The 22,925-nt window shown below is 65.8% G+C and carries 25 protein-coding genes and 1 other RNA gene; 9 read left to right on the forward strand and 17 right to left on the reverse strand.

Translation table 11 applies throughout. The features are described 5' to 3' along the window. Positions 1 to 49: 49 nt before the first annotated feature. From ruvA to AC1DS6_RS31295, 4 genes are all read left to right on the forward strand, one after another. Complete coding sequence (gene ruvA / locus AC1DS6_RS31280; protein ID WP_045237857.1) at positions 50 to 631, forward strand: Holliday junction branch migration protein RuvA; 582 nt, start codon at positions 50 to 52, stop codon at positions 629 to 631. Between the two features lie 127 nt (positions 632 to 758). Next, positions 759 to 1,826 carry a Holliday junction branch migration DNA helicase RuvB gene (gene ruvB, locus AC1DS6_RS31285; protein ID WP_045237856.1) on the forward strand — a complete coding sequence of 356 codons (1,068 nt, stop codon included), beginning with the start codon at positions 759 to 761 and terminating at the stop codon, positions 1,824 to 1,826. A 311-nt stretch (positions 1,827 to 2,137) separates the two neighbouring features. Then, entirely contained in the window at positions 2,138 to 2,722 is a 585-nt protein-coding gene (locus AC1DS6_RS31290; RefSeq protein ID WP_441629144.1) for a BPSL1445 family SYLF domain-containing lipoprotein, read from the forward strand. Positions 2,723 to 2,840: 118 nt separating this feature from the next. After that, positions 2,841 to 3,566, forward strand: coding sequence for a queuosine precursor transporter (locus AC1DS6_RS31295; protein WP_441629146.1), 726 nt, complete (start codon positions 2,841 to 2,843; stop codon positions 3,564 to 3,566). Between the two features lie 19 nt (positions 3,567 to 3,585). Here the strand turns inward: AC1DS6_RS31295 and AC1DS6_RS31300 are convergent, their stop codons facing one another. From AC1DS6_RS31300 to tyrS, 5 genes are all read right to left on the reverse strand, one after another. Beyond that, positions 3,586 to 4,260 carry a histidine phosphatase family protein gene (locus AC1DS6_RS31300; RefSeq protein ID WP_477103877.1) on the reverse strand — a complete coding sequence of 225 codons (675 nt, stop codon included), beginning with the start codon at positions 4,258 to 4,260 and terminating at the stop codon, positions 3,586 to 3,588. A 77-nt stretch (positions 4,261 to 4,337) separates the two neighbouring features. Next, a complete protein-coding gene (locus AC1DS6_RS31305; protein WP_441629150.1) occupies positions 4,338 to 4,997 on the reverse strand; it encodes a YbhB/YbcL family Raf kinase inhibitor-like protein in 660 nt (219 codons plus the stop codon). A 47-nt stretch (positions 4,998 to 5,044) separates the two neighbouring features. Continuing rightward, positions 5,045 to 5,605 carry a dihydrofolate reductase family protein gene (locus AC1DS6_RS31310; RefSeq protein ID WP_441629152.1) on the reverse strand — a complete coding sequence of 187 codons (561 nt, stop codon included), beginning with the start codon at positions 5,603 to 5,605 and terminating at the stop codon, positions 5,045 to 5,047. A 31-nt stretch (positions 5,606 to 5,636) separates the two neighbouring features. Then, entirely contained in the window at positions 5,637 to 6,107 is a 471-nt protein-coding gene (gene dtd, locus AC1DS6_RS31315; RefSeq protein WP_477103878.1) for a D-aminoacyl-tRNA deacylase, read from the reverse strand. Between the two features lie 19 nt (positions 6,108 to 6,126). Beyond that, positions 6,127 to 7,368 carry a tyrosine--tRNA ligase gene (gene tyrS / locus AC1DS6_RS31320; protein ID WP_276290158.1) on the reverse strand — a complete coding sequence of 414 codons (1,242 nt, stop codon included), beginning with the start codon at positions 7,366 to 7,368 and terminating at the stop codon, positions 6,127 to 6,129. 228 nt (positions 7,369 to 7,596) lie between these two features. On the opposite strand from tyrS, the gene AC1DS6_RS31325 reads away from it, so the two are divergent. Both AC1DS6_RS31325 and AC1DS6_RS31330 read left to right on the forward strand, forming a co-directional pair. Continuing rightward, a complete protein-coding gene (locus AC1DS6_RS31325; protein WP_276290159.1) occupies positions 7,597 to 8,973 on the forward strand; it encodes a M23 family metallopeptidase in 1,377 nt (458 codons plus the stop codon). A 16-nt stretch (positions 8,974 to 8,989) separates the two neighbouring features. After that, entirely contained in the window at positions 8,990 to 10,132 is a 1,143-nt protein-coding gene (locus AC1DS6_RS31330; protein ID WP_441629158.1) for an anhydro-N-acetylmuramic acid kinase, read from the forward strand. 19 nt (positions 10,133 to 10,151) lie between these two features. Here the strand turns inward: AC1DS6_RS31330 and AC1DS6_RS31335 are convergent, their stop codons facing one another. Beyond that, the gene (locus AC1DS6_RS31335) at positions 10,152 to 11,063 is read right to left on the reverse strand and encodes a LysR family transcriptional regulator (RefSeq protein WP_276290161.1); all 912 of its coding nucleotides are present in this window, start codon (positions 11,061 to 11,063) and stop codon (positions 10,152 to 10,154) included. 92 nt (positions 11,064 to 11,155) lie between these two features. On the opposite strand from AC1DS6_RS31335, the gene AC1DS6_RS31340 reads away from it, so the two are divergent. Further along, positions 11,156 to 11,953, forward strand: a complete 798-nt coding sequence (locus AC1DS6_RS31340; protein WP_441629162.1) for a phytanoyl-CoA dioxygenase family protein — start codon at positions 11,156 to 11,158, stop codon at positions 11,951 to 11,953. 83 nt (positions 11,954 to 12,036) lie between these two features. Here the strand turns inward: AC1DS6_RS31340 and erpA are convergent, their stop codons facing one another. From erpA to rplM, 5 genes are all read right to left on the reverse strand, one after another. Then, positions 12,037 to 12,405, reverse strand: a complete 369-nt coding sequence (erpA, locus tag AC1DS6_RS31345; protein WP_017225530.1) for an iron-sulfur cluster insertion protein ErpA — start codon at positions 12,403 to 12,405, stop codon at positions 12,037 to 12,039. 109 nt (positions 12,406 to 12,514) lie between these two features. Beyond that, positions 12,515 to 12,928, reverse strand: a complete 414-nt coding sequence (locus tag AC1DS6_RS31350; RefSeq protein WP_045237844.1) for a bactofilin family protein — start codon at positions 12,926 to 12,928, stop codon at positions 12,515 to 12,517. Between the two features lie 35 nt (positions 12,929 to 12,963). Beyond that, entirely contained in the window at positions 12,964 to 13,626 is a 663-nt protein-coding gene (locus tag AC1DS6_RS31355; RefSeq protein ID WP_477103879.1) for a DUF6776 family protein, read from the reverse strand. Between the two features lie 338 nt (positions 13,627 to 13,964). Next, positions 13,965 to 14,357, reverse strand: coding sequence for a 30S ribosomal protein S9 (gene rpsI / locus AC1DS6_RS31360; RefSeq protein ID WP_045237843.1), 393 nt, complete (start codon positions 14,355 to 14,357; stop codon positions 13,965 to 13,967). Positions 14,358 to 14,368: 11 nt separating this feature from the next. Beyond that, the gene (gene rplM / locus AC1DS6_RS31365) at positions 14,369 to 14,797 is read right to left on the reverse strand and encodes a 50S ribosomal protein L13 (RefSeq protein WP_017226025.1); all 429 of its coding nucleotides are present in this window, start codon (positions 14,795 to 14,797) and stop codon (positions 14,369 to 14,371) included. 737 nt (positions 14,798 to 15,534) lie between these two features. On the opposite strand from rplM, the gene AC1DS6_RS31370 reads away from it, so the two are divergent. Then, on the forward strand, positions 15,535 to 15,957 hold the full coding sequence (locus tag AC1DS6_RS31370; protein ID WP_441629166.1) for an OsmC family protein: 423 nt from the start codon (positions 15,535 to 15,537) through the stop codon (positions 15,955 to 15,957). Between the two features lie 70 nt (positions 15,958 to 16,027). Here the strand turns inward: AC1DS6_RS31370 and rnpB are convergent. The 5 genes from rnpB to AC1DS6_RS31395 form a co-directional block, all read right to left on the reverse strand. Then, positions 16,028 to 16,371: RNase P RNA component class A (rnpB, locus tag AC1DS6_RS31375), an RNA gene on the reverse strand. Between the two features lie 66 nt (positions 16,372 to 16,437). Continuing rightward, the gene (locus AC1DS6_RS31380; protein ID WP_477103884.1) at positions 16,438 to 17,262 is read right to left on the reverse strand and encodes a DUF3025 domain-containing protein; all 825 of its coding nucleotides are present in this window, start codon (positions 17,260 to 17,262) and stop codon (positions 16,438 to 16,440) included. Between the two features lie 95 nt (positions 17,263 to 17,357). Next, positions 17,358 to 18,392: a dihydroorotase gene (gene pyrC / locus AC1DS6_RS31385; protein WP_447429197.1), complete on the reverse strand. Its 1,035-nt coding sequence runs from the start codon at positions 18,390 to 18,392 to the stop codon at positions 17,358 to 17,360. A 49-nt stretch (positions 18,393 to 18,441) separates the two neighbouring features. Continuing rightward, a complete protein-coding gene (locus tag AC1DS6_RS31390) occupies positions 18,442 to 19,773 on the reverse strand; it encodes a glycerate kinase type-2 family protein (protein ID WP_441629210.1) in 1,332 nt (443 codons plus the stop codon). Between the two features lie 5 nt (positions 19,774 to 19,778). After that, the gene (locus AC1DS6_RS31395; protein ID WP_477103880.1) at positions 19,779 to 20,867 is read right to left on the reverse strand and encodes a tartrate dehydrogenase; all 1,089 of its coding nucleotides are present in this window, start codon (positions 20,865 to 20,867) and stop codon (positions 19,779 to 19,781) included. 144 nt (positions 20,868 to 21,011) lie between these two features. On the opposite strand from AC1DS6_RS31395, the gene AC1DS6_RS31400 reads away from it, so the two are divergent. Continuing rightward, entirely contained in the window at positions 21,012 to 21,842 is an 831-nt protein-coding gene (locus AC1DS6_RS31400; RefSeq protein WP_276290167.1) for a class II glutamine amidotransferase, read from the forward strand. A 44-nt stretch (positions 21,843 to 21,886) separates the two neighbouring features. Here the strand turns inward: AC1DS6_RS31400 and AC1DS6_RS31405 are convergent, their stop codons facing one another. Next, positions 21,887 to 22,861 carry a tripartite tricarboxylate transporter substrate binding protein BugE gene (locus AC1DS6_RS31405; RefSeq protein ID WP_441629172.1) on the reverse strand — a complete coding sequence of 325 codons (975 nt, stop codon included), beginning with the start codon at positions 22,859 to 22,861 and terminating at the stop codon, positions 21,887 to 21,889. Between the last annotated feature and the right edge of the window lie 64 nt (positions 22,862 to 22,925).

Genomic DNA, 22,925 nt, shown 5'->3' on the forward strand with positions numbered 1-22,925 from the left:
TTCACTGATTCCAGGCGCGCGCGCCGCAATTCGCAGCAGACACCACACCATGATCGGACGCATCGCCGGCACACTCATCGAGAAGAATCCCCCGCATCTGCTGGTCGATTGCCACGGCGTCGGCTATGAGATCGACGTGCCGATGAGTACGTTCTACAACCTGCCCGCCGTCGGCCAGCCCGTCACCCTGCTGACGCAGCAGATCGTGCGCGAGGACGCGCACCTGCTGTACGGATTCGGCAGCGCCACCGAGCGCAACACCTTCCGCGAACTGATCAAGATCACCGGCATCGGCGCGCGCATGGCGCTGGCGGTGCTCTCGGGGATGTCGGTCAGCGAGCTGGCGCAGGCGATCACGCTGCAGGAAGCCGGACGCCTGACGCGGGTGCCGGGTATCGGCAAGAAGACCGCCGAGCGCCTGCTGCTCGAACTCAAGGGCAAGCTCGGCGCCGAGCTTGGCCACGCGCCTGGCAGCACGCCGGTGCACGACAACGCCGTCGACATCCTCAACGCGCTGCTGGCGCTCGGTTATTCGGAGAAAGAGGCGGCGCTGGCCATCAAGCAGGTGCCGGCGGGCACCGGCGTGTCGGACGGCATCAAGCTGGCGCTGAAATCCCTGTCCAAGGGCTGACCGGGCCGGATCGAGGGCAAGCCGGAGGGGCCTCCAGGATTGAGCCTGCGCTGGCTGCGCCGGGCCCGTGCGGCCGGCGCCGTGCCAGGAAGGGCTACAATCCAACCACTTTGCCCGCACCAGAAACATGATCGAAACCGACAAGCTAGCCACCGACCGGAGCGCCGATCGCGTGATCGCCCCTACCGCCGTCTCCCCCAACGAGGAGGCGTTCGAGCGGGCGCTGCGTCCCAAGCTGCTCGACGAATACGTCGGCCAGGAGAAAGTGCGCGGCCAGCTGGACATTTTCATGCATGCCGCGCGCAACCGCCGCGAAGCGCTCGACCATGTCCTGTTGTTCGGGCCGCCGGGACTGGGCAAGACGACATTGGCGCACATCATTGCCCGTGAGATGGGCGTCAACCTGCGCCAGACCTCCGGCCCGGTGCTGGAGCGCCCCGGCGACCTGGCCGCATTGCTGACCAACCTGGAAGCCAACGACGTCCTGTTCATCGACGAGATCCACCGCCTCTCGCCGGTGGTCGAGGAAATCCTGTACCCGGCCCTGGAGGACTACCAGATCGACATCATGATCGGCGAAGGCCCGGCCGCGCGCTCGGTCAAGCTCGATCTGCAGCCCTTCACGCTGGTCGGCGCCACCACCCGCGCCGGCATGCTGACCAACCCGCTGCGCGACCGCTTCGGCATCGTCGCGCGGCTGGAGTTCTACACCGCCGAGGAACTGGGCCGCATCGTCACGCGCTCCGCGCAATTGCTGGGGGCCCGCATCGACCCGATGGGCGCGCTGGAAATCGCGCGCCGCGCGCGCGGCACGCCACGGATCGCCAATCGCCTGCTGCGCCGCGTGCGCGACTATGCGGAGGTCAAGGGAGACGGAAACATCACACGCACCATCGCCGACGCCGCCCTCGCCATGCTCGACGTGGACGCAGTCGGCTTCGACCTGATGGATCGCAAGCTGCTGGAAGCGATCCTGCTCAAATTCAGCGGCGGCCCGGTAGGCGTCGACAACCTTGCCGCCGCCATCGGCGAGGAGCGAGACACCATCGAGGACGTGCTTGAACCCTTCCTGATCCAGCAGGGCTACCTGCAGCGCACGCCACGAGGCCGCATGGCCACTGCCGCCGCCTACCGCCACTTCGGCCTGGCCGCGCCCGGCGAGAGCGTCGAAAGCGGCGAGCTGCCGCCGGCGTAAGCCGGAAAGAGCAACCGCTTGCAACAACGTGCGCACGCAAGGGGGGATCCTGACGTTGAGGCCAGGCGGTTGTAGCCCGGTCTCCCCGTAGCCCTCGCGACCGCTTCCCGCACTCGGGCCGCCACAGGCGACGCATAGGATTCCTCCCGACGCTCCCCGCATTAAATACTTTCGAGCCCCGCAGACAATTCTTTTGTCGTGCATTGCTGGCGGCTGCCTCCTTGTCCACAATGACTTAGCCCCGACCGCCGAAACACGGCGACGTCAGACGCCAGACGGCCGGCTAACTTTTCCCAGACAGGAGAGAGCACATGAATCGACGCCAGTTTGTTACCCGGATGGCGGGCTCGGGCCTGGTCGTGGCCACCGCCTTTGCCGCGGGCTGCACCACCACGGGCACCAATTCGCCAACCGATGCCGCGGCAAAGAGGCAAGAGATCGACGCGGGCGCCGATGGCGCAATCAACCGGCTGTTTTCGACGGTCGATGGCTCGCGCGAACTGGCCAATCGCGCGCAGGGGATCCTGATCTTCCCGCGCGTGCTGTCGGCAGGCCTGGGGATCGGCGGCGAATATGGCGAAGGCGTGCTGCGCTCCAAGGGAGCGTCGGTGGGCTATTACCGCACCACCTCGGGCATGATCGGCCTGACGGCAGGCGGCCAGTCCAAGGCCGTGGTGCTGATGTTCATGACGCCCGAGGCCTACAACAAGTTCGTCAACAGCAGCGGCTGGACGGTCGGCGCCGATGCCAGCGTGGCGCTCGCCAAGGTCGGAGCCAATGGCAAGCTCGATACCATCACCGGCCAGCAGCCGGTGATCGGCTTCGTGCAGACCAATGCAGGCCTGATGTTCGACATCTCGCTGGATGGCTCCAAGATCGGCAAGCTGAACATCTAGCCCCGGGGCCATTTCGGTCAGCCTTGGCCTCCGGGCCAGGGCTGCGTTCGCCTGCGTCACAGGCACGGTGTTTGCGTGGCTGGCATAATCGCGGCAAGGCCGCCCCCGGAACACCCCGATGACCACATCCACAGCCACGCCCGGCCACACCGGGCGCGTCTACCGTTACTACGACCTCGTGATGGTGGCGTTCGTCACGGTCCTGCTTTGCTCCAATCTTATCGGCGCGGCCAAGGCGGCCCAGGTCACGCTGCCGTGGATCGGCCCGGTGACCTTCGGCGCGGGCGTGCTGTTCTTCCCGATTTCCTATATTTTTGGCGACGTGCTGACCGAGGTGTACGGCTACGGGCGCGACCGCCGCGTGGTCTGGGCCGGCTTCGCCGCCCTGGCGTTCGCCACCTTCATGAGCCTGGTGGTGCTGAAGATGCCGGTGGCGCCCTTCATGGGCGACTACCAGAAGAGCCTGGAAGATGTCTTCGGCAATACCTGGCGCATCGCGCTGGGCTCGCTGATCGCGTTCTGCTGCGGCAGCTTCGCCAACAGCTACGTGCTGGCCAAGATGAAGCTGTGGACCGAAGGCCGCTGGCTGTGGACGCGCACCATCGGCTCCACGCTGGCCGGTGAACTGGTCGATTCCTCGCTGTTCTACGTGATCGCCTTCTACGGCATATGGCCGCTGGAAAAGGTGATCCAGGTGGCCATCGCCCAATACATCCTCAAGACCGGCTGGGAAGTGGTGATGACGCCGGTCACCTACAAGGTGGTGCGATTCCTCAAGCAGGCCGAACGCGAAGACTACTACGACCGCAACACCAATTTCACGCCCTTCCGCCTGCGCGTCTGACGGGCAGCGGCCAGCGGGGCTAAGGGACCCGGCGGTCGACTTCGTCCAGGGTCAGCGCTTCGAGGTGGTCCACGTCGGCCCATTGCATGACCGTCAGCCGCACGCTGTCGCAGCGCAGGCGGTTGATGCTGGCGTTGAGCAGTTCATGTCGCCGCGGCGCTTCCAGCGTCATGTCGTTGGCCTCGCGGTACAGGCAGTCCAGCACACCGCCGTGCGCCACCAGGGCGATGCGCTCGCCGGGATGGCGGCGCCCCAGCGCCAGCGCGGCTTCCACCGCGCGCTCATGGAAGGCCAGCAAGGACTCCCCGCCATCGGGCGCATAGTCCGGGATGCGCGCCTGCCACCTGGCGAAATCCTCGGGCAATTGTTCGGCCACTTCCGCGTAGGTCATGCCTTCGAGCGCACCGTAGCAGCGTTCGCGCAGACGGGGATCCGGCTGCACTGCGAGGCCGAGCGCCCCGGCCAGCGGCGCCGCCGTCTGCATTGCGCGCGACAGGTCGCTGGCGTAGACCGCGTCGATCGGCTCTGCCGCCAGCGCCCGGGCCAGCGCATCTGCCTGTGCCACGCCAGTGGCGTTGAGCGGGATGTCGAGCTGCCCTTGCAGGCGCCGCTCGCGGTTCCAGGCGGTCTCACCGTGACGAATCAGGATCAGGTGGGTGAAGGCCAGCGAATGCGGCCCGGGCAATTGCGACATGCCGTTTCCTTTACGCGACGCTACGCGGTCTCGTGGCGGCCCTGGCAGACAGTACCTTCGCACCGCCTGCCGGTAGCTTACTGTGCCGGGTGGCCGGCGAGCTTCGGATTGAGGGTATAGGTGCCCGTGATCGCTGCCTGCGCCAGTACGTGGCCCTGGATCGCTTCGCGCACCTGCGCCCCCGTGAAGGTGCCATCCAGCGGCAGGCGGTCGAGGTCAAGCGCGTAGACGGTGAACACGTAGTGGTGCACCAGGGTGTCGTTCCACGGGGGGCAGGGGCCGTCGTAGCCGTAGTAATCGCCCTTCATGTCCGGGTCGCCGGCGAACCAGCCGGTGTAGTCGTTCACGCCGTGGCGCAGGCCGCCCGCGGCGGCGGTGCCGCCGGTTGCCTCGGGGCCCGGCTTGCCGCGAGCGATCACGCCATCGCTGTGGCTGCCGGCCGAAATCGTGCGCAGGCCGGGCGGAATATCCACCAGCACCCAGTGGAAGAAGTCCACGCGCGGCAGCGAGGCGGGCACTTCGCGGCCTTCCTGGTTGACGTCATCGCCACGGCTGGGCACGTCGCGGTCATGGCAGATCACCACAAAGGAGCGCGTCTCGGCCGGGGCCTCGTCCCAGTGCAGGTCGGGATTGCGGTTGCTCGACAGTGTCACGTGCGTGGCGGGATCGATCGCACAGAAGGCGAATTCGACGGGAATGGGCCCGTTGTCGGCAAAAGCCTTGCTACAGAGTTTCATGTGTCTCTCCTTGCTGGTAGGCGCCGCGCGCGGCGCGGCGTGCGGGATCAGGCCGTGGCCGGTCCCGGCGGTGAGGTAAGGCGGTAGCTGAGTTGTAGCAGGCCGTCGTCGAAAGCGCGATGCGCCTCCAGGCGCCAGTCCGAACGCCCGCTGCCGGTGAACAGGGCAATGCCCTGCCCCAGCACGACGGGATGGACGAACAGTTCCATCGCATCGACCAGGCCGGCGGCCAGGCAAGCCTGCGCCACCTGCGCGCCGCCGAGCAGCCAGATGTGCCCGTCGCGGTCCTTGTGCTCATGCTTGAAGCGGGCCAGCCATTGCTGCACCGGCTCGGCCTCCTGTTCGATCCGCCAGGGTCCGCCTTCGGGCCGCGCTAGCGGTTCGGCGCTGCTGCTGAACACGTGGAAGGGGCGGTCGCCATAGGACCACGGCCCAAAGCCGAGGCTCTGCTCGTAGGTGACACGGCCCGACACGATACGGTCGACGCTGGCGAGGAAGGGCTCGAAGCCGTAGTCGCCGGCGGTAAACAGCCAGTCCACCCCGCCGTCGGGCGAGGCAATCATGCCGTCGAGGCTGGTGGCAATGAAAAGGGTAACGGTCTGGGTCATCGGCGATCCTGTGGGCGCGGCGGCTACGGCATCAGCGCGCGGCGGCGGGCGGTACCCGCAGCCAGAACGTGACGGGCCCGTCATTGATCAGGCTGACTTGCATCATGGCGCCGAACTCGCCGGTCTGCACCTCGCCATGCGCAGCGCGCGCCCTGGCCACGAAATGGTTGTACAGGCGTTCGCCGTCCGCCGGCGCCGCGGCCGGGGTGAAGCTTGGCCGCGTGCCGCTGTTGGTATCGGCGGCCAGCGTGAACTGCGACACCACCAGCAGGCCGCCGCGCGTACCGCGGCCATCGATGTCCTGCACCGGCAGGTTCATCTTGCCGTCGGTGTCGGAGAATATGCGGTAGGCCAGCAACTTGGCGAGCAGGCGCTCGGCCTGCGCCTCGGTATCGCCGCGCTCGGCGCACACCAGCGCCAGCAGCCCGGCGCCGATCTCGCCGGTGGTCCGTCCGCCGACGGTGACGCGGGCCTGTGCGACCCGCTGGATCAGCGCGATCATGCGCGGTTCCCGGCCGGGCTCAAGCCAGCGTCACGCGCGCGAAACGGCGCTTGCCCACCTGTACGACATAGGTGCCGGCAGCCACCTTCAAACCCTTGTCGCTGACGATGGCGCCGTCGATCTTGACGCCGCCCTGCTCGATATTGCGGTTGGCTTCCGAGGTGGACGGCACCAGGTTGGCCTGCTTGAGCAACTGGGCGATACCCAGCGGTGCGCCGGTCAGGCTGACCGCGGGGATATCGTCGGGCACGCCGCCGCGCGCGCGGTGGTTGAAATCTTCCAGCGCGCGGTCGGCATCGGCGGCGCTGTGGAAGCGCGTGACGATCTCCTGCGCGAGCATCACCTTGCAGTCGCGCGGGTTGCGGCCCAGGGAAATCTCCTGCTTCATCAGGTCAATCTCGCTCATGGGCCGGAACGACAGCAGCTCGAAGTACTTCCACATCAGGTCGTCCGAGATGCTCATCAGCTTGCCGAACATCTCGCCCGGCGCTTCGGCCACGCCGATGTAGTTGCCCTTGGACTTGGACATCTTCTCCACGCCGTCCAGGCCCACCAGCAGCGGCATGGTCAGGATGCACTGCTGCTCCTGGCCGTATTCCTTCTGCAGTTCGCGCCCGACCAGCAGGTTGAACTTCTGGTCGGTGCCGCCAAGCTCCAGGTCGGCCTTGAGCGCGACGGAATCGTAGCCCTGCATGAGCGGATAAAGGAACTCATGCACCGAAATGGGAATCCCAGTGCGGAACCGTTTGGTGAAGTCGTCGCGCTCCATCATCCGCGCCACGGTGTACTTGGCGGCCAGCTGGATCATGCCGCGCGCGCCCAGCGGGTCGCACCACTCGCTGTTGTAGCGGATCTCCGTCCTGGCCGGATCGAGCACCAGGCTGGCCTGGCTGTAGTAGGTCTGGGCATTCGCCTCGATCTGCTCGCGGGTCAGCGGCGGACGGGTGGCGTTGCGCCCGGAAGGATCGCCGATGGTGGAGGTGAAGTCGCCGATCAGGAAAATCACCTGGTGGCCCAGGTCTTGCAACTGACGCAGCTTGTTGAGCACCACCGTGTGGCCGATATGGATATCGGGCGCGGTCGGGTCCAGGCCCAGCTTGATGCGCAGCGGCACACCGGTGGCCTCGCTGCGCGCGAGCTTCGCCAGCCATTCGGATTCGACCAGCAGTTCGTCGCAACCGCGTTTGGACACCTCCAGCGCGTGCATCACGGAGGGCGTGAGGGGGTAGGAGGTGGCAGCGCCGGAGGAAACTTCAGTCATGACGTAAGTCTTTGAAAAACATGAAAATTCAGACGGGGCTCAAAAACGGCTTGCGGCCGGTTTTGGTATAATCCGCGCTTCTTGTGCTGACGGGAACAATCCCGTGGGCCAACCGCCATTCTAGGCGGCAAACCAATATGGCAGGCGCCGCACCTCGGGGGAGGAAGGCAGACGAGGCAAAAAATCGTCGCGGCAGCGCAGCCCGAACCAAAGAGTGAATTTTACGTGATGTGGTCCAGACTCCGCGAAGTTTTCGCGCGTGAGCTGGTGGTTCTAGTCGATCCGACCAATGCCCTGCACGCCCGAAGGCGCAAGCAGTTGACGGCAGCGGTTGGCACGGTGTTCACGCTGGGCATGGCCGCCGCCATGGGCGTGGCCCCCCGTAACGCTTACGACGACCCCCAGGCTCCACGTGTACGGGAGGCCATCCGGCTGCCGGATTTGCGCGCCCAGCTAGAACAGCTTACCGAAACCGACGCCACCTTTGTGCGCGAGGAGCGCATGCAGCGCGGCGATACCATTGCCAGCCTGCTCAAGCGGCTCGGCGTGGACGACCCCGATGCGCAGGCCTTTATCCGCCGCAACACCACGGCGCGCGGCCTGTTCGAGCTCAACCCCGGCCAGACCGTGCAGGCCGAGGTCGACGAGAACAACCTGCTGATGTCGCTGCAGGCCAACCTCGGAGGTGACGCAAAGGCCTCGCGCGAATTGGTCATCGAGCGCGTCGGCGACGACGAACCGGTCTACAAGGCGCGCGTGCAATCGGTGAAAAACGAACTGCACTACGAGATGCTGTCCGGCGCGATCGCCACAGGCGGCTTCTTCAAGGCCATGGATGCGGCCAGCGTGCCCGACGACATCGTGCAGCAGATGCTTTCGATCTTCTCCGGCGTGATCGACTTCCATCACGACATCACCAGCGGCGACCGCTTCCGCATCGTGTACGAAGCCGGATTCCGCGACGGTACTTTTGTGCGCAATGGCCGGGTGGTCGCGGTCGAGCTGATCAACAACAACCAGCTGCACCAGGCGCTCTGGTATGCCCCGGAAGGCAGCACGCAGGGCGCTTACTACACTTTTGACGGTCGCAGCATGAAGCGGCCGTTCCTGCGCTCGCCGGTGGAGTTCTCGCGCGTATCGTCGGGCTTCGGCGGACGCGACCACCCGCTGCACCATCAATGGGCACAACACAAGGGCGTGGACTTTGCCGCGCCTTCAGGCACCAAGGTCATGGCCGCGGGCGACGGCCAGGTCGAGTTTGTCGGCCAGCAGAACGGTTACGGCAACATCGTCATCCTCAAGCACCATAGCGGTTACTCCACCTACTACGCCCACCTGTCCGGCTTTGCCAACATGCAGCGCGGGCAGCGCGTGTCGCAGGGGCAGGTCATCGGCTACGTTGGCCAGACCGGCTGGGCCACCGGCCCGCACCTGCACTATGAGTTCCGCGTCAACGACGTGCCGCTGAACCCGCTGGCCATCGCCGCGCTCGACACGCCCGCGCTGTCGGGCCCGGCGCGCCAGCAGTTCCTGAGCTATACGAGCGAGATGCTGAGCCGCATCAACGCGCTGCGCACCTACAACGTGGCTTCCGCCAACAACTAAACGAGCCGCAGCCAGCATGCAGACCGCACCCCCGGATTGCTTTATCGGCATCATGTCCGGCACCAGCATGGACGGCGCGGACGGCGTGCTGGTGGATTTCTCGGGACCGCGTCCCGCGGTCCTCGCGGCCGCCCACCAGCCCTTCCCAGCCGAACTGCGCGAGGCCTTCGCGGCGCTGCAGCAGCCAGGCGACGATGAAATACACCGCGAGGCGCTGGCCGCCAACGGGCTGGCGCGCGTCTATGCCGCTTGTGTGGCGATGCTGCTGCGCGATGCCGGCATGGCACCGTCCGCCATCGCGGCGATCGGCGCGCATGGCCAGACCGTGCGCCACCGGCCCGGCCTCTACGACGGCATCGGCTACACGCGCCAGAGCCAGCAGCCGGCGTTGCTGGCCGAGCTTGCCGGTATCGATGTGGTGGCCGATTTTCGCAGCCGCGACGTGGCCGCCGGCGGCCAGGGCGCGCCCCTGGTACCTGCGCTGCACCAGGCCCTCTTCGGCGATGCAGCCGAGACGCGGGTGGCCTGCAATATCGGCGGCATTTCCAATATCAGCGTGCTGCCGGCCGCTGGCGAAAGCGATGCGGCACGTCCCGTCACCGGCTTCGACTGCGGTCCGGGCAATGTGCTGCTCGACTACTGGATCGACCGGCACCACGGCCTGCCCTACGACGCCGACGGCGCCTGGGGAACCAGCGGCAAGGTCGACCAGGCCTTGCTGGCGCGCCTGCTTGCCGAGCCCTACTTCAGCGTGGCCCCGCCCAAGAGCACCGGCCGCGACCTCTTCCATCCCGCCTGGCTGGAGAGCCATCTCGCCCAGCTCGGCCAGCCGCTTGATCCCGCCGACGTGCAAGCCACGCTGGCCGCGCTGACGGCCGAGGCCATCGCCCGAGATGTCCGCGCGCACGCGCCCGACGCCATGCGGCTGATCGTCTGCGGCGGCGGCGCCCGCAATAGCTTCGTGATGGCGCTGCTCGCGCGGGCGCTCCCCGGCGTGACGGTGCAAAGCTCGGACGACCTGGGCGTACCGGTATCGCAGGTGGAAGGCATCGCCTTTGCCTGGCTGGCGCGCCAGATGCTGCGGCGAGCACCCGGCAATGTGCCGACCGTCACCGGCGCAGCCGGTCCGCGCGTATTGGGCGCGCTCTACCCGCGATAGCACGCGGGCATCTGCGCCGCTATGCCGGCTCGGCGTGCCCCGCCTCGCAAACCCACTGGATGAACGCTTCGGCGACCGGCGAAGGCCGCATTGCCGGCGAACGCGCCAGCACTACGCGCTGGGGCGTCACGGCTTCGCGCAGCGGCAGGCAGACGATGGGTCGGCCGTCATAGCTGTGATCGCCCGCCGGCCGCGTGCACGACAGGGCTACGCCATAGCCATGCGCCACCAGCCCGCGCTGCATCTCGAAGGTCTGGGTGTACTGGTGCAGTTGCGGCCGCAGGCCATGTGCCCAGAACAGCGAGAGGAAGTACTCGCGTGTCTGCGCGATGTCCTCCAGGATCAGCCGCTCGCCCGCCAGGTCCTTCAGGCTCACGCTCGGCTGCCCGGCCAGCGCATGGCCGGCGGGCAGCAACGCGTAGGGCTCCAGCCGGGCCAGTATCCAGCGCGGGATGCGCTGGTCGAAACCCAGATCGTAGGTCAGCGCCAGTTCCGCCTTTCCGGCAGTGAGCGCGCGGTGCACCGTGGCCAGGTCGGCTTCGAACAGCGTGACGGCAACGTGCGGATGCAGGCGGCGGAATCCGGCCAGCAGCCGGGGCGCGTAATAGGCGCCGAGGTCCTGGAAACACGTCAGAGAAAGCTGCCCGCTCAGGCCACGCGCCGCCTCTCCGGCGCCCTCCGTGGCCAGGCCGGCCGCCAGCGCCAGGATATCGCGCGCGCGCCCGAGCAACCGCTGTCCCGCCGGCGTCAATTCCAGCCCGCGGCTCACCTGACGCCGGAACAAGGTTTCGCCCAGCACCTCTTCGAGCTGGGCCACCGCCTGTGACACCGAGGGCTGCGATACGTGACGGGCGCGAGCCGCGGCGCTGATGCTGCCGTGCTCTGCGGCGGCGACGAAGTACTCAAGCTGGCGGAAGGAGAACGCGATCATGATTTCCTATACTACAACATAGGAAATATATTCTTTTCCTATTGATGCCCTGGCCCGATACTCGTCCCGGACCAGCCACCCAAGGGACCATCATGCAAATCACTGCAGACGACATCGAGACATACCAGCGCGACGGCGCCCTGGTACTGCGCGGCGCCTTCGCCGATTGGGTGACTTCGCTGCGTGAAGGGTTCGAGCAGAATCTCGCCGAGCCCGGCCCCTTCGCCATCGAGAACGTGGGTACCGGCGAACGCGGCCGTTTCTTCGAGGATTACTGTAACTGGCAGCGCATCGCGCCCTTCGCCCGATTCATCGAGCACTCCCCGGCCGCCGCGATCGCCGGGCAGATCATGCAGGCCGAGGCGGTCCAAGTGTTCCACGAGCACATCCTGGTCAAGGAACCCGGCACGGCCAAGCCCACGCCCTGGCACCAGGACCTGCCTTATTACTGCGTGGACGGATTGCAGACCGCGAGCTACTGGATCCCGCTGGACCCGGTCACCACGGCCAACACCTTGCGCGTGGTGCTGGGCTCGCACCGCTGGCCCAAGCTGGTGCGGCCAAAGCGCTGGGCCAGCAATGAGAATTTCTATGCCGGCGACGACCAGTTCATGGAGATGCCGGACGTGGACGACGGCAGCCACGCCATCCTGATGCCGGAACTGGAGCCGGGAGATGCCGTGGTATTCGACTTCCGCACGGTGCATGGCGCCGCGGGCAATGCCGGCACGGGGCGCCGCCGCGCCTTCTCGGCCCGTTTCCTGGGCGACGACGTGCGCTACCTGGAGCGGCCGGGGCGCACCTCGCCGCCCTTCCCCGGAATCGGACTGCGCAGCGGCGAGCGGATGCGCGAGGACTGGTTTCCGGTTGTGTGGCGCCGAGATCAATAAGCCGTCGGCGGTCCTGAGCAACAAAAAAGCGCACCGAGGTGCGCTTTTCTATTGCCGCCGAATCCGCGGCGCGCTGGCGAGCCTTACACCGAGAACGAAGAGCCGCAGCCGCAGGTGGTGCTTGCGTTGGGGTTCTTGATCACGAACTGGGCGCCGTTGATGTCTTCCTTGTAATCGATCTCCGCGCCCACCAGGTACTGGTAGCTCATCGAATCGATCAACAGCGTGACGCCGTTCTTGTCCAGCGTAGTGTCGTCCTCGTTCACCTCTTCATCGAAGGTGAAGCCGTACTGGAAGCCGGAACAACCGCCGCCCTGCACGAACACGCGCAGTTTCAGATCGGCATTGCCCTCTTCCTCGATCAACTGCTTGACCTTGTCGGCAGCGCTGTCGGTAAAGACGAACGGGGCCGGCATGTCCTCGGTAACGGGTGCCTCTGCGACTGCGTTCATGGGGTTCTCCTATTTAGATACGCCTGTATTTTAAGCGCTCTGGCAAGATCGTGCCGAAACCCTGTGAATTCAAGGGGTTCTGCTGCCCGGACTGACCGGAGATGCGGTATCAGGCGGATTCCTGCGCACCCGAGGCGAGGAGCAGGTTGGGGAGTGCCTTGGGTTCGCCGCCGCCCAGCGGCACCAGACGTCCCTCCACTAACGCGCCCTGGTGCATTTCGAGCGCAGCGTAGTGCACTTCACCTTGCACGCGCGCATGCGGTTGCAACTCCAGCAGTTCGGTGGCGTGCACCGGGCCGGTGACGGTACCGTTCAGGATCAGGTGGCCGACGCGGACTTCGCCCTCAACCACGCCTTTTTCGCTGATGACCAGCATGCTGGTCTGATCGGCGGCAGCCGTCACATTGCCGCGCACCCGTCCATCCAGGCGCAGACCACCCGAAAATGTCAGGTCGCCCTCGATCACGCTGTGCTGGCCAATCAGGGTATCGATCGCCAGGCCTTTCTTCTTGGAAAACAACATAGGTCCCTCTTCTCGTTGCTGGCCCAGCGCAAGCCTCACGGCATTGCCGTCTGGGTCGCGCGCAACTGACCGTTTTGCAAAATTCGTACTGTCACCGCCCGCGCCACGGCACCGGCGGGCAGCGCGAAAGCACCTTCGATCCGCTGGTAATGCGTCAGGCGCAAGCCCGGCAGCGCGCTGGTCCCGGCTTCGGGCAGGCTCAAAGTGACCGGATTGCCATCCCGCATCAGCGAAACGACCAACTGTAACTCACCCCGGAATTCAGGCAAGGATGAAAAAGCCTTGGATCCACCCTGCATTATCAGCAAGCGATAATGCATTTTCAGTGCGTCGGCCTCATCGAGACTGACGCGAAAACTCCGGACATGGATGCCGGAGGTATTGCCGCTGGCCGGCAACAGGCTTTCGAAGAAGGCCAGATCCTCCTTGACCTGGGCGACCTCGCCTTCCGCCGCCTTCAACTGCTGGGCCAGGCCTTCCTGGGCGGCACGCGCCATCTGCAGCTGTGCTTCGGCCGTATTGGCCACCGCCTGCAAGCGTTCACGCTGCGCCGCCATCGACGCCACCTGCTGCCGCAGCGCCGCGTTCTCCGCCGTGATGTCCGGTGCCGCGCCCGTCAGCCGCCGGCCGGCGTCATACGCCCACCCTGCGACAAGCGCCCCCACAACGACAACCAGGACCGCGGCCAGCGCGCGCATCGGCCACGGCAGATGCGAACGTACCGCCAGGCGCCTGGACAGCGAACTCCGGCGCGGGCGCGGCAAACGGTACTTCATTCGCCACGGGTGCACAGCGCAGGCAGGCCGGCGCGGTGCGGGTTGTCTGGCCAACGGTTCATCGGCGGGTTCTCCGGGCGACAGGAGCAGGGATTGTATCCGGGGAGATGCAAAGTATTTGTAAAAGGTGGTTAAAACCCGTCATTGAGCGCAACTCCCGCGTCTTGTAGCCAGGCACGGCAAAAAAAAAACCGCACGGCGAACCGTGCGGTTTTTCTTGCGCAGCCAGATCCGGTTGCACCGGATCCGCCGAACACACATTAACGCTTCGAGAATTGCTTCCGACGACGCGCCTTGTGGAAACCAACCTTCTTACGTTCCACTTCACGCGCATCGCGCGTGACGAAACCGGCCTTGGACAGCGTCGGCTTCAAAGTGGCATCGTAGTCGATCAGTGCACGGGTGATGCCGTGGCGCACTGCGCCGGCTTGACCCGTTTCACCGCCGCCGGTCACGTTGACCTTGATGTCGAAGGTCTCTACGTTGGCAGTCAGTTCGAGCGGCTGGCGCACGATCATCAGCGAGGTTTCGCGAGCGAAATATTCACTGATGGGCTTGCCGTTGACGATGATATCGCCCTTGCCCGACTTGATGAAGACGCGAGCCACGGCGCTCTTGCGGCGGCCAGTACCGTAATTCCAATTTCCGATCATGGATGGCCCCCTTAGATTTCCAGCGCCTTAGGCTGCTGTGCTTCATGCGGATGATCAGCTTCGGCGTAAACCTTCAGCTTCTTGATCATTGCATAGCCCAGCGGGCCCTTCGGCAACATGCCCTTGACAGCTTTTTCCAGGGCGCGGCCCGGGAAACGCTGCTGCATCTTGCCAAACGTCGTTTCGTAAATGCCGCCCGGGTAGCCCGAGTGACGATAATACTTCTTGTCGGTTTCTTTGGTACCCGTGACACGCAGCTTGGCTGCGTTGACGATGATGATGTAATCACCCGTGTCGACGTGCGGAGTAAATTCCGGCTTGTGCTTGCCGCGCAGTCGGCGTGCCACTTCGCTGGCAACACGGCCGAGGACTTTGTCCGTCGCGTCAATCACGTACCAGTCGCGCTTAACCTCTGCAGGCTTTGCGGAAAAGGTCTTCATGATTTTTCCTGAGACTTTGTAGAACCTGCCCGAAACATGACTTGCGTCGTCGGTCGACCCTTAGGATCTGACCTTCCTGCTTGTGTGTGCAGGCTCTCCCTGAATTCTTTCCCGCGGGCATGACGGAAAAGCCGACGAGTATACTGCGGAATCAGGCACAAGTACAAGCAAAGTTGGGGGATTGCGTCAAGATGGTGCCATCCCTGCCGCCGGTGGTTCGTCGCCAAACCGATGGCGACGGCCAGAAGCAGCGCAACGAGCACTTGGCTGGGCCGGCGCGCTTGCGCCGGCGGGCGCAGAATAAAAAAAACCCAAGCTATCGAGCTTGGGTTTGAATCCACCAAAGGAGGAGGGTGGAGGAGACACTGGGAGATCGACGGGGCTGGCTCGTGGTGCGGTTCGCTTTCGCACTCTGCGGCGCCGTGTGCGCCGTCGTTCAATGATTCAAATTATACACGAGCGCCTTCGCAGCGCAAGGGAATTTGCAGTGCGAAATGTCATTTCGCATTGTAAAAAATTGTCAGAGCACAGGATTTTACTTTTTATACAATAAAATCAAATGCTTAGATGAAACGTACACTGTCATCGTACTGTCATCTTAGAGGAAAACTTCAGTTTTCGGCAAAATAGCCGAATTACGGCACTTCCGGACAAGTGCCCTATACTCAAAAAAGCAAGTTTCGAAATCGCGTGTTCGTGATCGGATACGCACTCACCAGAGCGCAGGAACGAACAAAATGGAATGCAAAGTGACTTGGATGGGCACCGACGGCATGAGCTTCGTGGCCGAGACGGGCAGTGGCCATATCGTGGCCATGGACGGCGCGCCCGAAGGCGGTGGCCACAACCTGGCGCCGCGTCCGATGGAAATGGTATTGCTGGGTACCGGGGGTTGCACCGCCTATGACGTGGTGCTGATCCTGAAGCGTGGCAGGCAAGACGTGCGCGGCTGCAGCGTGAAGCTCGAAGCCGAGCGTGCCGGCGAGGATCCCAAGGTGTTCACCCGGATCAACTTCCACTTCACGGTCAGCGGCAAGAACCTGAACCCCGCCACCGTCGAGCGCGCCATCCAGCTGTCGCACGACAAGTATTGCTCGGCCTCGATCATGCTGGCCAAGACGGCGGAAATCACGCATACGATGGAGATCGTCGAGGCATAAGCCCCGCACGGCAGGCCCGGCCAGCGCGCGCCCATGCGGATGGGCGGCTGGCCACGCCGGGAAATTCGAGAAGCAAAGCAGGCCGATAAGCCGGATTCTGTGCGCACCGGCTTCCTTGCGGTTGCCGGCACGTGACAATCATTCCTCTAGGCCGGCCGTTACCGACCGGCTCAAGCTCCCTACCCGCAGGCTCAGCGGGCCGCCTCAATGCCTGCCTATTTGGGATTGCTCCAGGTGGAGGTTACCGCGTTTCACCCTTCCCACCGGGCGAACCCGGCGGCAAGACTCGTCTCTGTGGCCCTATTCCGCACGTTGCCGTGGATGGCTATTAGCCAACACCCTGCCCTGTGGAGTCCGGACTTTCCTCCCCTTGCACACCTTGCGGGTGCAAGCAGCGATTGTCTGGCCTGCTTTGCGGCCCGCAGTCTAACACCGATTGGCCGCCTGGCCCGCAAAACCGCCACCCGCGCGCCTTGCCCGCTAGGCGGCCTGGGCGCGGCGCCCCCTGCGGAACACGCTGGTATCCGCGTAAAAGGCCGGATCGCAATTGGCTTCGCACCAGCCGGGGATGCCCAGCACCGGTAATGGCGCAAAGCGGCCACTGTGCAGTTCGGCGGCCTCGAGCGAGGCGCACACGGAATCGTCCAGCGAGCCGGGCAGCGCGGCGCCGGCTTCCGGCGGAACCGCCAGCGGCCAGGCGTGCGCGGTCAGGGCTTTGTAAGGCCGCACCAGTTTTTCCAGCAGGGCGTGACCGAACGGCACCACGCTGCAGCTGGCGCCGTCGCAGTCCGCGTCGCCGCCACCCACCCAGACCGATCGCCGCGCCACGAACAGATGTTCCCAGCCAAAGCCGCGCAGCACGGATTCCAGGCCGCTATCGGCACTCAGGAAGAGGATGGCGTTTTCGTCGAACAAGGTGGCGGCATCGCGCAGGCTCCCACGGCGGCTCTGCACGCCGGTCGCGGCGATGGCGTGGGCCTGCAGCCGGTTCAGCACGCGCTTGGACCGGGGAAAATGCAGCCAGATCAGGGCATTGAAGAAGTCGTGCAGGTTGTCGCGCGTCGGCACGGTACCGGTGGCGAAGATATGCGCCTCGTAGGCGGTGCCTGCCGGCAGCTCCGCTTGCGGCACGAAGCGCAAGGGCACGCCGCGGGCATTGCGCAACGCGAGCCGCGTGGCCATTTCGCTGAGGGCAGCGCGCAAGTCGGCGCCGCCCTGCAGCGCCGAGGCAAGTGCCGTGCCGTGCGCGGCGAAGGGGCGAAACCATGGCCGGGCCCAGTCGACCTCCGCCACCGCCGCGGCCAGCCGGGTCCCGGCGGCCGCATCATGTGAAGCCGACGTAGCCCGGCCCTGGTTCTTCACATCCACTACAGCATCCGCTTCCGCTTCGCCAGCGTGGCTTAGCGGGCTTTCCAGCGCAGTGTTTCACCGCCACGCAGCGGGACCAGGGTGGTATCGCCGTAGGGCAGTTCGGCCGGCAGTTGCCAGTCCTCGCGGCTCAGGGTGAGCGTGCCGCTGTTGCGCGGCAGGCTGTAGAAGGCCGGGCCATTGAAGCTCGCGAAAGCTTCCAGCTTGTCCAGCGCGCCGGCCGCCTCAAAGGCTTCCGCGTACAACTCCATGGCGTGCAGCCCGGTATAGCAACCGGCGCAGCCGCAGGCATGTTCCTTCAGGCCGCGTGCGTGGGGGGCGCTGTCGGTACCGAGGAAGAAGCGCGGGCTGCCCGATACCGCCGCGGCAACCAGGGCCTCGCGATGGGTCTCGCGTTTGAGCACCGGCAGGCAGTAATAGTGCGGGCGGATGCCGCCGGTGAAGATGGCGTTGCGGTTGTACAGCAGGTGATGCGCGGTGATGGTGGCGGCGACCGGGCCTTCGGCGTCGCGCACGTACTCGGCGGCGTCCTTGGTGGTGATGTGCTCGAAGACCACTTTCAGGGCGGGGAAATCGCGGCGCAGCGGCGTCATCACCTGGTCGATAAAGACGGCTTCGCGATCGAAGATATCGATTGCCGGGTCGGTCACTTCGCCGTGCACCAGCAGCGGCAGGCCAACGCGCTGCATGGCTTCGAGCGCGGCGGCGCAGTGGCGCAGGTCGGTCACGCCGGCGTCGCTATTGGTGGTGGCGCCCGCGGGATAGAGCTTGACCCCGTGCACGAAGCCGCTGGCCTTGGCCGCGACGATCTCCTCGGCGCTGGTCTTGTCCGTCAGGTACAGCGTCATCAGCGGCTCGAACGCCAGCCCCGCCGGCAGCGCGGCCAGGATGCGGTCGCGGTAGGCCGCGGCCTGCGCCACCGTGGTCACGGGCGGCTTCAGGTTGGGCATGATGATGGCGCGGGCAAACTGGCGCGCGGTATCGGGCAGGACGGCCGCCAGGGCCGTGCCGTCGCGCAGGTGGAGGTGCCAGTCGTCCGGGCGGGTGATGGTGAGAGTCTGGGTCATGGCTTCGGGGGGAACCGGCCGCCGGTTGCGGCTGGCTCTTTTCTTGGGATTACAGAATCAGGATGGCGCGGTAGTCATTCACATTGGTGCGCGTGGGGCCGGTCACCACGAGATCGCCCGCGGACTCGAAGAAGCCCCAGGCGTCATGCGCGTCGAGCCGGGCACGCGCCGGGGCGCCGGCGGCCTGCGCGCGGTCTAGCGTGGACGGGTCCAGCAACGCGCCGGCATTGTCCTCGGAGCCGTCAATGCCGTCGGTGTCGGCCGCGATGGCGTACACATTATCGGCGCCGTCCAGTTCCAGCGCCAGCGACAGCAGGAACTCCGAGCAACGCCCGCCACGGGGCTTTGCGGCCGCCCCGCCACCGCCCTGCGGCAGCGTGACGGTGCATTCACCGCCGGAAATCAGTGCCAGCGGGACCGCGAACGGCGCATTGTACGCGCGAATCTCGCGGACCAGCGCAGCATACACACGCGCCACTTCCTGTGCCTCGCCCGTCACCGTGTCGCCCAGCACCACCGGCTGGATACCCTGCGCGCGGAAGTGATCCGCAGCGGCCACCAGGCTGCCGTGGGCAGTGGCGATGACGCGGTTTTCGACCCGCGCGAACAGCGGATCGCCGGGCTTGGGCGTTTCCGCCACTTCGCCGCGGGCGCCGCGTTCGAGGTAGTCCTGCACCACCGGCGGCACCACCGCGCCGTAGCGGCGCAGGATAGCCAGCGCATCCGCATAGGTGCTCGGGTCCGGCACGGTGGGGCCGGACGCAATCGCGCTCGGGTCGTCCCCGGCCACATCGGACACGATCAGCGTGGTCACGGGAGCGCGGCTGGCCTGGGCGAGCCGCCCGCCCTGGATGCGCGACAGGTGCTTGCGCACGATGTTCATGTCCGTGATGGGCGCGCCGCAGCGCAACAGTTCCTGCGTGGTGGCCTTGAGGTCCGCCATGGCGATGCCCTCGGCGGGCAGCGACAGCAGGCTCGAGCCACCGCCCGAAACCAGCACGATCAGGCTGTCCTCGGGGCCGAGTGCGCTCACCCGCGCGAGGATCTCGGCTGCGGCGCGCTCGCCGGCTTCGTCCGGCACCGGATGGCCGGCCTCGATCACGCGGACGTGCTCGGTCGGCAGGCCGTGGGCGTAGCGCGTAACCACCAGCCCCTCGATCATGTGGGTGCGGTCCAGCGCGGCGTAGGCTTGCTCCACCGCCAGTGCCATCGAGGCCGCCGCCTTGCCCGCGCCGACCACCAGGGTGCGCCCGCCTGGCTTGGGCGGCGGCAGGTGGTCCGCCACGATGCGCAACGGGTCGGCCGCCGCCACCGCGGCGCGGAAGGTATCAAGCAGCAAGGCGCGCGCATCGGCCGCGCTGGCCGGGAGGGATTGGGCGATCGCGTTCACAGGGCCTCCGCGATGGCTTGGCCCAGGTCAGCCGTACCGGCCTTGCCGCCGATATCGCGGGTCAGCGGGGCATGGTCCGGCCCTGCCGACAGCACCGTTTCAATAGCACCGAGCACGGCCGCGCCGGCTTCCGGCTGGCCCAGGTGTTCCAGCATCATGGCGCCGCACCAGATCTGGCCGATCGGGTTGGCTACGCCACGCCCGGCGATGTCCGGCGCCGAGCCGTGCACCGGCTCGAACAGGCTGGGAAAGGTGCGGTCCGGATTGATATTGCCCGAGGGCGCGATACCGATGGTGCCGGTACAGGCCGGGCCCAGGTCGGACAGGATGTCGCCGAACAGGTTGCTGGCGACCACCACGTCGAACCAGTCCGGGTGCTGGACGAAGTGCGCGGTCAGGATGTCGATGTGGTATTTGTCGACCTTCACGCCAGGGTAGTTCGCTGCCATGGCTTCCACCCGCTCATCCCAGTACGGCATGGTGATGGAGATGCCGTTGGACTTGGTGGCCGAAGTCAGATGCTTGCCCGGCCGCTTTTGCGCCAGTTCAAAGGCAAACCTGAGGATGCGGTCCACGCCGGTGCGCGTCATCACTGTCTCCTGGATCACCACCTCGCGGTCGGTGCCGGGGAACATGCGCCCGCCAATGCTGGAATACTCGCCCTCGGTGTTCTCGCGCACCACGTAGAAATCGATGTCGCCGGGCTTGCGCGCATTGCCGTCGCGGTCCACCAGCGGGCTGCGGATGCCGGGCATCAGCCGCACCGGGCGCAGGTTGACGTACTGGTCAAAAGAGCGACGGAACTGCAGCAGCGAGCCCCAGAGCGAGACATGATCGGGCACGGCGTCCGGCCAGCCCACCGCGCCAAAGTAGATGGCATCGTACTTGACCAGGGTGTCGAACCAGTCGTCCGGCAGCATCTTGCCGTGGCGGGCGTAATAGTCGCAGCTGGAGAAGTCGAAGTGGTCGAACTGCATGTCGATGCCGAAGCGGCGCGCGGCGGCGTCCATCACGCGCAGCCCCTCGGGCATCACTTCGGTGCCGATGCCATCGCCTGGGATGACTGCGATCTTGTATTTGCTCATGTCTCGGAGACCCGCTGAACGGGCTTTGAAATCGGGAGGGAACGCACTGCAAAACGCGATGCGCTTGGCAGATAACCCGGGCAGGCCGGATAATGGAACATTCTATTGCAATCCGGCAGCCCGCTGCCGGTCCGGTGCCCCGCCATGTGCCAGCTGCTCGGCATGAACTGCGCCACGCCGACCGACGTGACGTTCTCCTTTACCGGCTTCGCCGCCCGCGGCGGCGTCACGGATCACCATGCCGACGGTTTCGGCGTGGCGTTCTTCGAGGACAAGGCCTGCCGCCTGTTCATCGACAACCAGTCCGCCGGCACCTCGCCGGTGGCCGACCTGATCAAGCGCTACCCGATCAAGTCCAAGAACGTCATCTCGCATATCCGCAAGGCGACCCAGGGCACGGTGCTGCTGGAGAACTGCCACCCCTTCATGCGCGAGCTTTGGGGCCGGCACTGGATCTTCGCCCACAACGGCGACCTGAAGGACTTCTCGCCCTTCCTGTCCGGGGTCTACCAGCCGGTAGGCGATACCGACAGCGAACTCGCCTTCTGCACGCTGATGCAGGGGCTGCGCAAGCGCTTCCCCGGCTCGCAGCCGCCGCTCAACGAACTCTGCCACGCGCTGGCCGACATCACGCGCGAGATCACGCTGCATGGCGTCTTCAACTTCCTGCTGTCGAACGGGCAGGCGCTGTTCGCCCACTGCTCCACCCGCCTGTACTACATCGTGCGCCAGTGGCCATTCTCCACCGCACACCTGATCGACGCCGACCTGTCGATCGACTTTGCCCAGGTCACCACGCCCGACGACCGCGTGGCGGTGATCGCCACCGCGCCGCTGACCGACAACGAGACCTGGACCGCCTTCGCGCCGGGCGAGCTGATGATGTTCGAGGAGGGCCGCGCGGTGATGACGCTGACCGTGCCGATCCCGCCCGAAGTCCAGGCCAAGAACGCCGCCAACAGCGCCTGCACCTGAACCATCCCCCCGGATGCCCCTGTGGCACCGCTCCCTGCCAGCCCTCAGTCGAGAGTGAGTTTCTGCACGGCTACCGTACGCTTGTAGATTTCGTATTCCTGCGCGATCTGCTGGCGGAACTGCTCGGGCGTATTGGCCACCACCAGGGATCCCGTCGCTTCGATGCGGCTGCGCACGGCGGGATCCTGAAGCGATTTCCTCACCGCCACGTTGACGCGCTCCACCACGGCCTGCGGTAGCGCCTTCGGGCCGTAGATGCCGTAGAACGCCATGCGGTTGGCAGGCTCGAGGCCGACTTCCTTGAAGGTGGGAACGTTCGGCAGCTGTGCCACCCGCGCCGGCGCGGACACGACAATGGGAATCAGCCGGCCATCCTTGATAAAGGGAAGCGCGGACGGCAGGTTATCGAAGACGACCCCCACCTGCCCGGCCACGGCGTCGTTCAGCGCCGGACCCGAGCCCTTGTAGGGCACATGCATGATCGACAGGTTAGCCAGGCTCTTGAAGAGCTCCATTTGCAGGTGCCCGATGGAGCCGGTGCCTGCCGTGCCATAGCTGTACCTGGCCGGGTTCTTCTTCAGCTCGGCGATGAAGGCCTGATAGTTCTTCGCCGGGAACGAAGGATGCACCGCAAGGACGTTGGGCGTCGCCGCGATATTGATGATGGGCGTGAAGTCCTTGAGCGGATCGTAGGGAATCTTCGGGTTGATGGCTGGATTGGTGGCCGTGGTGGACACCGTCGCCACGCCCAGCGCGTAGCCGTCCGGGTTGGCCCTCGCGATCTCGGCCGCGCCGAGCACGCCGCCTGCCCCGGCCTTGTTCTCCACCACTACCGTTTGCTCCAGTTCCTTGCTCAGCGGCGCCGAAATCACGCGGGCCACGATATCGGTCGTGCCGCCGGGAGAGAACGGCACCACCAGCCGCACCGGCTTGGTGGGGTAGGACTGGGCATGGATCGCCGGCGCACCGGCGGCGCAGATGGCAATAGTGCACAGCTTGAGAAAAGAATGCCTGTTCATATGCGGTCTCCTTGATAGTAGTCTGGAATGGACCGACGACCGGTCAGCGGTCAGCGGTCAGCGG

It is taken from the genome of Cupriavidus sp. 05L310 (genome assembly GCF_056398185.1).